General features: G+C 51.9%; 8 protein-coding genes. 3 read left to right on the top strand and 5 right to left on the bottom strand.

Translation table 11 applies throughout. From position 1 onward, the window contains the following. Window position 1: 1 nt before the first annotated feature. On the bottom strand, window positions 2–2,008 hold the full coding sequence (locus CA13_RS01340; RefSeq protein ID WP_146394088.1) for an amylosucrase: 2,007 nt from the start codon (window positions 2,006–2,008) through the stop codon (window positions 2–4). Continuing rightward, on the bottom strand, window positions 1,989–4,211 hold the full coding sequence (locus CA13_RS01335) for an HAD-IIB family hydrolase (RefSeq protein WP_473087432.1): 2,223 nt from the start codon (window positions 4,209–4,211) through the stop codon (window positions 1,989–1,991). The genes CA13_RS01340 and CA13_RS01335 overlap by 20 nt, the downstream gene beginning before the upstream one ends. A gap of 755 nt (window positions 4,212–4,966) precedes the next feature. On the opposite strand from CA13_RS01335, the gene CA13_RS01330 reads away from it, so the two are divergent. The 3 genes from CA13_RS01330 to CA13_RS01320 are packed head-to-tail and all read left to right on the top strand — an operon-like array spanning window position 4,967 to window position 8,784. After that, a complete protein-coding gene (locus CA13_RS01330) occupies window positions 4,967–5,797 on the top strand; it encodes an HAD-IIB family hydrolase (protein ID WP_146394086.1) in 831 nt (276 codons plus the stop codon). 31 nt (window positions 5,798–5,828) lie between these two features. After that, window positions 5,829–7,040, top strand: coding sequence for a glycosyltransferase family protein (locus CA13_RS01325; protein WP_146394084.1), 1,212 nt, complete (start codon window positions 5,829–5,831; stop codon window positions 7,038–7,040). Beyond that, window positions 7,033–8,784 carry a sugar phosphorylase gene (locus CA13_RS01320; protein WP_146394082.1) on the top strand — a complete coding sequence of 584 codons (1,752 nt, stop codon included), beginning with the start codon at window positions 7,033–7,035 and terminating at the stop codon, window positions 8,782–8,784. Before CA13_RS01325 ends, CA13_RS01320 begins: the two co-directional genes overlap by 8 nt. An 82-nt stretch (window positions 8,785–8,866) precedes the next feature. Here CA13_RS01320 and CA13_RS01315 read toward each other — a convergent pair whose 3' ends face one another. From CA13_RS01315 to CA13_RS01305, 3 genes are all read right to left on the bottom strand, one after another. Beyond that, window positions 8,867–9,301, bottom strand: a complete 435-nt coding sequence (locus CA13_RS01315; protein WP_146394080.1) for a hypothetical protein — start codon at window positions 9,299–9,301, stop codon at window positions 8,867–8,869. Further along, on the bottom strand, window positions 9,261–9,866 hold the full coding sequence (locus tag CA13_RS01310) for a hypothetical protein (protein WP_146394078.1): 606 nt from the start codon (window positions 9,864–9,866) through the stop codon (window positions 9,261–9,263). Before CA13_RS01310 ends, CA13_RS01315 begins: the two co-directional genes overlap by 41 nt. Before the next feature lie 351 nt (window positions 9,867–10,217). Continuing rightward, window positions 10,218–12,443 (bottom strand): GH92 family glycosyl hydrolase, encoded by a 2,226-nt coding sequence (locus CA13_RS01305; RefSeq protein ID WP_146394076.1) that lies wholly within the window; start codon window positions 12,441–12,443, stop codon window positions 10,218–10,220. Between the last annotated feature and the right edge of the window lie 120 nt (window positions 12,444–12,563).

The raw sequence follows: 12,563 nt of genomic DNA, 5'->3' as shown, positions 1-12,563 counted from the left end.
TTTATGCTCGTTGCAGCCACATGATTTGATAAGGTTCAAGTTGTTTCGGTTCACTGGTCGCAACCGATTCGCCGGAAATTGCATCTTCAAAGAATCTTCCAAGTCCCGAAGTACGCAAAAGGTTGCCAGCGACTTTTTGCGGTGATTCGCTGAAATTGGCAAGCACAATCAAACGATGGGCCTCGTGCATGCGAACGAAGCATAGAACGTGCGGATTGCCAATGTCCACAATTTTCATTTGCTGACCCGATAGCGCGGGCAATGACTTTCGCAACGTAATCAGACTTTGGGAAGCGAGGAAGATCCGCGAACGAATCGAACCGGTTCCCGACGCGATGTGGTCGTCGAGTTCGGTCAAATACTGCCACTGCATTTTCGGTCGATGAATCCATCGCGTGTCACCGGCCTTGGCGGGATCTTTAACGAAATCGTAATCGTTCAGCATGCCCCATTCTTCACCAAGGTACAACAAAGGAATTCCACCGATGCTCATCGAGATGCCTTGCAACAAAAGAATTCGCCGAATCGCAAGCTCTTTTAGCTCTTCGGAGTCCTCCTCGACCGCTTGTTCAAGGCCTGCCAGTGAAGCCAGGGTCCCTGAAATTCGCATATCGCCGGTTTCGGCGTTTTCCTGGAAGGGAACGCCACGAGCAAAGGAATTTTCAAATTGTCCGGTGTAAAAACGATTCAAAAAATTTCGATGGTCATATCCATTAATTCCGACGGCTGCCGCATCCGCGTCATCAAACGTCCATCCGATGTCATCATGGCAGCGTAAATAATTGACCCACGCAGTATGGCCCGGCAATTTATGTCGGTGGCTTAACGAACGCGCTAGCAGTTTGACATTCCGTGTAGCCAATGATTCCCACAAGAGTGCCATCAACGTGGGGTTGTACGATAGTTGACATTCATGCTCGCCGATGTATTTCACAACATCGTCGGGGTGCACAATCGCCTCGGACTTAAACAATAACCCCGGAGTCGCGATCCGCGTCAAGCGATTAAATGCTTGGATCAGGGTGTGAGCTTCGGCAAGATTCTCACAACTGGTGCCCATCTCTTTCCAGATGAAGGCCACAGCGTCTAGCCGGAGCATATCGACACCGGTGTTTGCAATGAAAAACATCTCTTCGAGCATCGACCGAAAAACGGCGGGATTGCTGTAATTCAAATCCCATTGGAAACTGTTAAACGTTGTCCACACCCATTGCTGCATTCCATCGTGCCACGTGAAATTGCCCCGTCGCACCGTCGGAAATATCTCGCGCAACGTTCGCTCATATTGATCCGGCACATCACGATTCGGAAAAATGTAATAGAAGTCCTGATATTCCGGATCGCCTGCTTGTGCTTGTAACGCCCATTGATGATCCTCGGAAGTGTGATTGAAGACAAAATCGAGCACCAACACGATTCCAGCTTCGCGCATTTCATCGGCAAGGAGACGTAAATCATCGATCGTCCCCAAGCGAGGATCGATACTTCGGTAATTGCTGATCGCGTAACCGCCATCATTGTCCCCCGGTCGAACGGCGAATAACGGCATCAAGTGCAGATAGGTTAGCCCCAAGTCTTTGAAGTAACCAATGTACTCTCGCAACTTGCCTAGATTTTCGCTGAATAGATCCACATATAGTGCACCACCGACTACTTTCTGAGTCGCGAACCAATCGGGTTCGTTAATGCGATGATGATCCTGGGCTCGAAGTTCGGGTGATCGTGTCGCCCATGCTTCCGCCGTCGTGACCAGGATCCGTTCTAGATGATAAAAGAAGTCATAGCGCGTGCCGTACAACTCCATTAACAAGCCGAACAATGGATACCAGTGCTCGGCAAGGCGTCCCTCGAACTCTTGTGCGCGTTTCGAATCCAGGCCCAATTGTTGCCACGTGATATCCAAACGAGGGCGTAGACGCTTTAGCGAAAGATCAGCTTCGAATTGGTAGGGAACGTCGCCAGAACGGGATCCGCGCGATGGTGTTCCATTAGGATTCGATGCGATCATTCGGGATGACAATGTTATCCAGGAAGTTGTAGTATTGAATGCCTTCAAGTATTCCGCGGGCATGCGCAGCTTTTGCGAAATATATTCGAGGTCGGTTTCGCAAACGGTTCAATTCCGGCCCGTGATTGGCTACCACAACACCGAGCGTACGGCCCAATAACATTCCGGCATCGTTGCCCGAATCCCCTGCAACCAGCACATGTTCAGGAGAAAAACCCCATTTCCAAAGCAAATGTCGCATCGACAAGTCGCTGCCACCGCGTACTGGCAGAATGTCCAGATACATTTCCAAGGACAATATAACCTTAGCACGTAACCCCGCCGCGCGTAGAATTTTTTTTACGGCAGTCGGGGATGGCGATTTTTCGGGATCGATTTCGTAGCTGATCTTGTATTTTGATTGGTGATCATCCGGCTGGAGATAGAACCCAGGTAAGTTGTCCAAGACCTTGCGAATCTCCTCGGGCTGCCAAGCATCCGCAATCTGGTTTTGCCATGATCGGTCGGGGGTCAGTTTTTCGCCATAGTGCAACTGCGTTCCTGCGTCGGTATCGATTAAATCGGGGCGAGGCAACCCAAGGTCTTCAATCAAATTCATCGCTGAATCCAACGTTCGCCCGGTGGCAATACCGAACCCAATGTTCTCGTGTTCCCGAATCAATTCATTGAATTCACCGAGTGCCTCGTCATCTCCCGTGAGTGTGTTATCCAAATCGGTGATTATCAATCGATCAAATTCGGGTATCCGGCGAGCACGCGCACCATCTTGCAACACTGGCTTGGCCGAATGTTCCAAAATGTCATTCAAATCTCTCAAGTACCGACGCGCATGGTTATGCCAAGAGTAGTGCTTACGCGTTCCAACGATTCCTGCTTCGGACCATTCTTGCCACTGTTCCGGTTCCGTAAGGACTCGCAGCAGCGCCTTCTCGATTGCCTCGCCATCATGCGGGTCGATTAGCAAACCGTTGTTGCAATTCGCGACGATGTCTCGCGGGCCACCATCGTTGGTTGCGACGATCGGTAAGCCAGTCGCACCAGCTTCAAGCAATGTTAATCCAAAGGGCTCAGTCAACGCAGGATTAATAAAGACGCCTTTGCCAGCAGTTGCCAACCGGTAAAGCTCCGGAACATCAAACGTTGTATGGGATTTCGGATAAGCGACTTTGCCGTATAGATCGTAGTGATCAATCAGACGCATCACATTTTGAAGAACGGTGCGCTGTCCCTTGGGCAGGTCGGAGAGATCGTCGCGAGTTCCCATCAGCATCACCAAGTTGGCGACCTTTTGCAGTTCCTCGCTATTACCGTAAACTTCGACCAACTTTTCTAAGTTTTTACGTTCATCAGGGCGAGCCAAGGTTAAGATCATTGGCTTGTCGGGATGCTGCAAAAACCGAGCTAATTCATCGCCAATTTTCGGCGGCTCCCAGTCGTCGGTCGGCGGCGAAAACTGATCCAAGTCGACTCCCGGAGGAATCACTTCCATGCGGTCCGGTACATAGTGGTCGTACAACGAGTATTGTTGTTCGACTTCTTGGCTTGTGCTGGTAACGACCATCGCGGCCGTTTCGAGTGCGAACTCTTCCGCTTCGGTTCGCGGCCCAAATCGATAGCGACGTTCCAATAACTCACTACTTTTCTTTCCCGTCGAAAGTCGCTGGCGTTTGACGCGTCCAAGTGAATGGCCGGTAAATACATAGGGGATATGCAACAATCGAGCTAACTGAGCTCCGGCCATCCCGGCGTCGGCATAGTGCCCGTGAATGATGTCGGGTAATCCGTGCCGACGGAAATGGACGAGCGTTTGATCAACAAATAATTCGAGATGAGCCCACAAGGCTTCTTTCTTTAAGTATCGTTTGGGACCAAACGGAATTCGAATCAGCTTCGCATTCTCAGCAATCTGTTCTTCCAACTGCGCGTAACAAGGATCTACTTTGGAATCCAGTATCTGTCTTGTCAGCAACTCCACTTCGCGCACTTGCGGCTGAGCGGCTAGTTCCTTGGCAAGTTCTAAAACGTACTTGACTTGGCCTCCCGTATCAGCATCGCAACCCAATTCGGGATCATTCGCTCGAACCAGCCCATGCAGGCTGATAAGTGTAATTTTAAGATGATTCTCTTTGTCGAGAAGGCTCATGACGGGTTGTTGTCTCGTTGTGAGTAGATGTTCCCAGTCGGTTGCGTTTGTGGTCGACATAGGTCTCTCCCGCGATAATGAGGTCCGCTGCCAATCAATTCCAAGTTGGTTGCCCGGATGGGCATCTTCACCAACGATACCAGAATTCGACCGATACCAGAATTCGACCGATACCAGAATTCGACGCAAACTCAGTCCACAAGTGCGGCGATAATTGAACAGCAAACGAATAGATGTAGAACGAACGTCGCAACTGTCGGGAGTCTGTCGCAATCGGTATACATTGTACAGTAAATGGCTATCGGTTTCGAGGTGACTCGTTTGGTGTGTGGTTGAAACTCTGCGGTAGGCGTCGCAAAAGTTTCGCTAACGGTAAAAATTGAAAAAACTCGTTCCAACTGAATTCCTGCAGCAGACCGTTTTAGCCACCGCAACCCGCGGGCAAACGAAATCGCGTTGGCACGGCGTTTGGGGGCTAGGTTGCGCCTTGTAGGTCACCAAGGCAACTTTGGGCGAACATTGGGAATCAAGATTTCGGCCATTTGTGTTGACGTTCTTCACCTCGCTCGCTTGTTTAACGATGCCCGTGTTTATGATACGTCTCGGGGGTGTCCCCGCTGAGCGAACCAACCCAAGATCCATTTACCCGGCTTGATTCGTCAAAGTATCGCTGAAGCTCCCGATCGTCACACTTGATCGGCCAATGATTGGTATTCGTAGCAGTTAGCCAGGGTTTTCCATCGCATCTGCCATCGCAATTTGGTCTTTTTTTTGCTCAGTTGCGAACGGCTCGCCGTTTGCCTAAACTTGCCCGCATGCTGCCTACTGCGACACCACTGATACTCTTCACGGACCTAGATGGATGTCTGCTGAATAAGCACGATTACGACTGGACTCCGGCGTCGGAGACACTCGACGCGTTGCGACAATGCAAGATTCCTGTAGTGATGAATTCCAGCAAAACGGTGCTGGAAATGAAGCAGCTCGCCAATGAGCTAGGTCTCACAGGCAATCCGTTCATCTCCGAAAACGGGTCTGTCATTTACTGGGGCTCTGGCCTTCACTGTGGCAACGAAGAATCCAAACCCGCGAGCAAGAGCGAGGTAATCGGTGCATCACGTGACGTTATTCTTGATCTGCTCCATAGCCTGAAACCGCAGTTTCGGTTTCGTTCCTTTGCTGACCTGGGGCTGGCGGGCGTGATGAGCGAGACACAGTTATCGGAGGACAAAGCCCAGATGGCACTTGCGCGTCAGGGGACCGAACCTTTGTTGTGGGATGACAGCGAAGCGCATCGCTCTGAGTTTGAGCAAACCTTAAATAAACATCAACTGACATTAACCAAGGGCGGTCGCTTTTGGCATGTCGCGGGGCGAACTAGCAAGGGTAAAGCGATGCAGCAAGTCGCGAAACGTTTGTTGCACCCCGATGGAAATGCCGTGGTGGCGGCCATCGGTGATAGTCCGATTGACCAAAGCATGCTAGATCTAGCGGATGTGCCGATCGGTATCCCGACTCCTAACGGGCTTGGCGTTCGTGTAGATGCGGATCGCGGCATTGTTGCCACGGCACAAGGCGCAGCGGGATGGGCGGAGGCGGTTGCGAAATTGCTGTCCCAACTCAACGTGACTTCGTCCGAAAACTAATTACAACTCTTGTCTAGTCAAATGGATTCTTATGGCCGACTTTGCACAAAACGGTATTATTGGAACGCTGCATAATTTGCGGAATCGTTCGACAGAGGAACTCGAAGCGGAACTAGTACAGTTTTCGGATGAGACGCCCATGTCGTTGCTATTGCCGTGTCTGTATTCGGAACTGGAAGGCCCGGCAATGGGGCCGATTGTTGAAGAGCTTGCAAAGATCCCCTACTTGAGTGAAATCATCATCGGGTTGGATCGAGCCAATGAGCACCAATTCGAAGCTGCGAAAAAGTTCTTCGATAAACTTCCCCAGAACTACGTCGTGCTATGGAATGACGGGACTCGACTTCGGCATGTCGATGCAGCATTGCAAACCGAAGGGCTTGCTCCCACCCAACTAGGTAAAGGCCGCAACGTTTGGTATTGCCTGGGTTACTTCCTCGCATCGGGAAAATCTAAAGCCGTCGCACTGCACGATTGCGACATTCTGACGTACAACCGATCGATGCCCGCTCGACTCTTGTATCCGCTGGCTCACCCTTCGTTCCATTATCAGTTCTGTAAAGGCTATTACTATCGAGCTGCCAACGGAAAACTCAATGGCCGCGTCTTTCGGTTGCTTGTCATTCCGCTCATCCGAGCCCTGAAGACCATGCTAGGACGCGTCGAATATCTCGATTACATGGGCAGTTTTCGCTATGCGCTTTCTGGTGAATTTTCGATGAGATCCGAGGTCGTGACATCCCTCAGGTTTCCCAGTGATTGGGGTCTCGAGATTGGGACGCTATCGGAAATGTACCGCAACTGTAACCTGAATCGCATTTGCCAAGTAGACATTGCCGATGCCTACGATCACAAGCATCAGACGGTGTCCGAAGACGACTGTACTGGCGGATTGCATCGAATGGCCAACGACATCTGCAAGACGTTCATCCGCAAATTGGCTGTCGAAGGGATCGTGTTCACCAATAGCATGTTGCGAACCCTGAAAGCTTGCTACTACCGCACCGCATTAGACGTAGTGGATCATTACCACAACGACGCCGTGATGAGTGGTTTGAATCTGGACCGTCATCAGGAGGAAGCCACCGTTGAGCTGTTCAGTCGCATCATTCTGTCGGCAGGCGAGGAGTTTCTGCATCGTCGTGACGAAGCCCCGTTCATACACAATTGGTCCCGTGTGACCAGCGCTTTGCCTGACATTTATCAACAGATCCTGGGCGCGGTGGAGGCAGACAATGCCTGATGTCGATTCTGCTTCGGACAAGGATGACTTAGCCGTACGTTCTCAGTTGTGTCAGCACCTCGCTTTCTTGTATCCCGAAGCGAATGCGGAGTTACTTGCGGATGAAGTGATCTCGATCTTTGACGATCTAAAACAGCAACGTCCGCTTCCGCTGCATCAGCTGTGGTCCGAAAAGGATTGCATGCTGATCACTTATGGGGACTCGATCGTTGATGACAATTCCGTGCCGCTGGAAATACTTCAACAATTCCTGCATGGACATTTGAATGATTCCGTATCGGCCGTTCACGTGCTGCCGTTTTGTCCGTTCAGTTCGGACGATGGCTTTGCTGTGATCGACTACACCAAGGTCAACGCGAAGTTGGGTCAGTGGTCGCAGATATCCGAAATTTCGGACCAATACCGGTTAATGGCTGATATCGTCATTAACCATGTTTCTTCGAAGAGCCAGTGGTTTCGGAATTACTGTAAGGGAGTTGAACCTGGGGCGTCGTATTTCATCGAAGCCAAAGTCGGTGACGATCTATCGGCGGTCGTGCGTCCCCGAGCCACACCGCTACTGCGTCCTACTGAAACGGCAAACGGCATGAAACACGTTTGGTGCACGTTCAGCCACGACCAGATTGATCTGAATTTCCGCAATCCTAAGGTGTTGATGGAATTTCTGAGAATCATTCGAGTCTATTTGCAACGTGGCGTTAGCATTTTTCGACTCGACGCCGTCGGCTTTCTATGGAAGGAGCCCGGAACCAACTGCATGCACCTGCCTCAGACGCACGAAGTCGTAAAGCTGATCCGCACCGTTACGGATTCGTTTGCGCCAGGAACTTTGCTGATTACCGAAACCAACGTGCCGAACCACGAGAACTTGACCTATTTCGGCAACCGTAACGAAGCGCATGTGATCTATAATTTCAGCCTGGCGCCACTTTTGGTGCATGCGTTGCTAACTGGCAAAACGGAATATTTGAAACGTTGGATGATGAGCATGCCTCCCGCGCCGGTGGGTTGCACGTACTTGAACTTCACCGCCTCGCATGACGGAATTGGTATGCGGCCGGCCGAAGGGTTGTTGTCGGACGAAGAACAGTTCGAAATGGTCGAGACAGTGAGTCGTTTCGGCGGGAAAATTTCAACGCGTCGTACTGCGGATGGTGGCCAGCGTGTGTACGAATTGAATGTGGCTCTTTTTGACGCGCTTCGCGGCACCGTCGGCGGTGAAGACCAATGGCAAGTAGAGCGATTCCTGTGCTCTCAAACGGTCATGCTTGGACTCGAGGGGATACCCGCGTTTTACATTCACAGTCTTCTCGCCACCCCCAATGACCAGCAAGGTGTGGCAGCAACCGAGCACAACCGCAGCATCAATCGGCACAAGTGGAATTGGCCGGAACTGAAGGAGTTGCTCGGTGACGACCAATCGGTACATAGTCAGGTTTTCCACGAACTCACGCGGCGAATGCAACTACGACGCAGCCACGCACCTTTCCATCCCAATGCAACGCAGTTCACGCTGCAGCTTAGTGATGGCGTTTTCGCGTTTTGGCGTCAGAGCTCCGACCGCAGTCAAAGCATTTTTTGCGTTCACAACATGACCGACACCACACAGGAACTGCGGTTATCAGACCTAAACTTGATCGCTAACGATTCCTGGTACGATGCCATTTCGGAATGTCGCTTCGATGATCAGACGGCCGTCTTAGAAATGACCCCATATCAATCGTTGTGGATCACGAATCGTTGAGAATCGCATCCGGGCTTTCGCTAAGTCCGACGCGATCGGGCTTATGAAATGTTAGGCCCCTGTTCGTTGGGACTGGATACCATCAGAACGCAAATCGGACCCCCGTGTCACTGGGGGTGATGACAATCGCCGATTCTCCTCGCTTTTGCACAGATCCACAATCGCACTTCAAGCTGTAATCGAAACCGTTGTGTTGATACTTGATCGCCTGCGGCTCGACTTGCTTGACGGCCGTCTTTTGGCTTGAGGCCCAACTCAATTCAAGCGCCCAATCCTTCGGGGCACCAACCCCGGTAGCTTCGAAGGTCATCGAATTTGGCGTGCAGTCGATCGTCAATTCTCCACCGGCGGCAATTGGGACGTTGATCATCAGTGCGTCTTTCGCCGTTTCCTTCACCGTAGGCTCGCCCGTTGGAATGGTTTCAAAACCACCGTTCGGCTTCATGCGGACAAGTCGGATTCCTGCAAGTTCACCGTCACGCCCCGCTCCAATAGCCACCCCAAAGTGTGTAGCCATCGGTCCCGTTTTGGTCCTTGCAAATGCATGCAGCGGTGACGCCGTATTTGTCGGCGACATAGTTCAACGTTGGCGCATCGATAATCCAACAACCAACGGAAATCGGGCGCTTTTCGAACAAATGCTCGAATTTGCGCATGTATTCGTCCATAAGCAGCCGACGTTGCTGGGGTGTGTAGCCCACCGTAAAACCAACGTCCGTGTGCCAATCCCACGGGAACCGTCCATGCCATTGAAGGCCCGCTGCTTCTACCTGTGGCTGCACCACCTCAAGCCACGCACCAATTTCGTCATCGGGACCGAGTTCATTCTTTAACAGCGCTACAATCTCGGGAATGAGCATCGCGTCGTATTGCACAAGGAATGTGGACGGAAGCCCGCATTCCTTTCCCAGACGAATTTGTTCTCGCACCGATTCAACGAGGTCTCGCGGCTCACGCGGTTCGACACCACGAATGAAGTTGATGAGATTCACGATCCGCGGAGCGTGTGCCTGATTAGCAACCACCACCGTAGAGTGGAAGCAAAGTCCAACCCCAAAAACGATCAATGCAATGCGATTCATTTCGACGAAGTCCGTAATGTTTGTTCCATCATTGATGTGGCCATATTTGAATTTGCATCCAGAGAGATCTCTCCATGCCTAATTGGCCCAAAAGAGTATTTGGAAAATTCGAACGCGACGTGGCAGTCCATGACAGCGTGTGCCATGTTGGATGGCCGCAACATGGCCAACGCGACATGAATTGGTCGCGAACCAATGTTGCGGCAAGCGTACTGACCATACGCACAAATTCATTACTCTGTCATCGAAGACGCTCGCAGCAAAAGCCAATAACGAGTTCGACCGCGTATCTTGAACAGCTCGCATTTGGCGAACTGTAAAAGAAGCATCGGGCGACAATAGGCGACTGCGTTATTTCGCCTCTTCACCGAAAGGGCGGTCCGCAGGTGACGTGCCCCATGACTTGTTCGGCTGTTCGCTCATTTTGAACGATAGAGTGCTTCCGGCGGCAATTTCTTCGTGCTTGATCCACGAACGCGACAGCGATTGATCATCGATTCGCGCTTCTTCGATATGGATAGCTTTGTCCGAAACGCCTGACGCTTCGATAACAAAATCTCCACCACCTGGCAGATGAATCGTCGCCTTGGGAAACCGTGGGCTTCCAATCACGTAGCCCGCCTTACCAGGGCAAACCGGGTAAAATCCAAGCGTGCTGAAAAGGTACCACGCTGACATTTGACCGTTATCCTCGTCGCCGCAGTAGCCATCCGGCCCCGGTCCGTAAAGGGTGTCAACGACTTGCCGAACCGGCGCGGCCGTTTTCCATGGTTCACCCGCGAAGTTGTAAAGGTAAAGCACATGATGGACCGGTTGATTGCCATGAGCGTACTGACCCATCTTGCACGCGACCATCTCTGTCATTTCATGGATCACGCCGCCATAGTGACCGACGCCAAAAGTAGGTTCAGCCGCTAGCATGGCGTCCAGTTTGGCAACGAAAGCCTTGTCGCCGCCCATCAGTTCAATCAATCCTGGCATGTCATGCAAAACGCTCCAGCTATAGTGCCACGAGCAACCTTCGGTGAAGGGTCCACCCCACTCGTCGGCCTTGAAGTCGGGTCGCCACGAGCCGTCGGCTTGGCGACCACGCATCAGGCCGACCTTGGGATCAAATACGTTGCGGTAGTTCTGAGCACGCTCGAGCAATTGCGGGATCACATCGGTCCGCCCGGCATACTTGCATACCAAAGCGACGCACCAATCGTCATAAGCAAATTCCAACGTGCGTGCGGTCGCCTCGCCCGTTTCGTCACTCGCAACATAGCCACGCTCGAGATAACTCTTTAAACCCTTGCGACCATACGCGTTATTATCGCTCAACGCCGTGGCGTCCTTGATCGATGCCTCGGCAGCGGCTTCGAGGTCGAAGTCGTTGATCCCTTTACATAACGCGTCCGCAATGACACTTTCGACATGCGTACCGATCATACAGTCTCGATAGCCGGGGCTCGCCCATTTGGGAAACCAACCACCTTCTTTGTATGCGTTAATCCAACCGCGTACCATCGACGCATTGATTTCTGGATCGATGATGCTTAGCAACGGATAGACGGCCCGGAATGTGTCCCAAAATCCATTGTCGCCGTACATTTCGCCTGGCTCGACCTTGCCTGAATACGGGCTGTAGTGCACCAAGTCACCCGCCTCGTTTTCCTCATGCAGAATTCGCGGGAATAGCAACGCTCGGTAGAGATTGGAATAGAAGGTGATCCGTTGATCCTGGCTAGCTCCTTCGATGTCGATCACGTTCAAACGCTTGTTCCACACCGCCTTGCTAACGGCAACGACATCGTCAAATGATTTCTCACCAATTTCGCGGTTGAGGTTTACTGTTGCCTGTTCGTGGCTGATAAAGGACGTCCCAAACTTGACCTCCGCAGTGGAGGACGCAGGAAGTTCCAATTCAACCGCAACCCAATGTCCATCGGGCGAGCGGTAGATCGACCGAATCGGCACGCTGAAGTGAGCGACAAAACGACACCCGAAATCACCTTCAACGCCGCCTCGATTAAAGGGCCCCACGCCTTTGATAATCCCCGCTTCTTCGTCGGCTTCAAAACTTCCAGGCGCGTAGGTATCTAAGTGCACCCATGCTCGGGATTGATCGGGGTAGCGAAAACGCATTACCGAACATCGTGTCGTGGCCGTCATCTCAGCACGGATATCGCTGTCCTCAAGCGTGACACCATAGTAGTACGCCTTTGATTCCTCGGTATCATGCGAAAACGCCGATGAAGGCAGCTCCGGCGATGCGACGCCAGTGAATGGCATCACACCAAAATTGCCATAGTCGCCCATCCACGGGCTCGGTTGATGCGTTGCATGGAAACCGCGCATGCGGTCCGCCTTGTATTGATAGATCCAACCCGTCTCGTCGCCAGTCCGAGGCGTCCAGAACGTCATACCAAATGGCGTAGCCACAGCGGGATAGGTGTTGCCGTTCGAGAATGACACCTCCGAATCGGTCCCAATCAATGGTCGCACCAATTCAGCGTAATCGGTCTCCGCAGTCGCCGTTTCCGCTAAAAACAGGGGTAACAATAGAAGTGTCAAAACAAGCTTTTGTCGAATCATATATATCAACCTTGCAGCAGGGAGGAAGCGAATGGAAGGTGGACCATGCCAGGGAAGTCTGGCCACGAGCTGCAACGACAATCGTCGAAGCAAACCTTCGATTGGGTTGCACAGAATCCG

The sequence above is a fragment of the Novipirellula herctigrandis genome (genome assembly GCA_007859835.1).
Taxonomy (GTDB): Bacteria; Planctomycetota; Planctomycetia; order Pirellulales; family Pirellulaceae; genus Novipirellula_A; species Novipirellula_A herctigrandis.
This window is presented reverse-complemented; position numbering and strand designations above follow the sequence as displayed.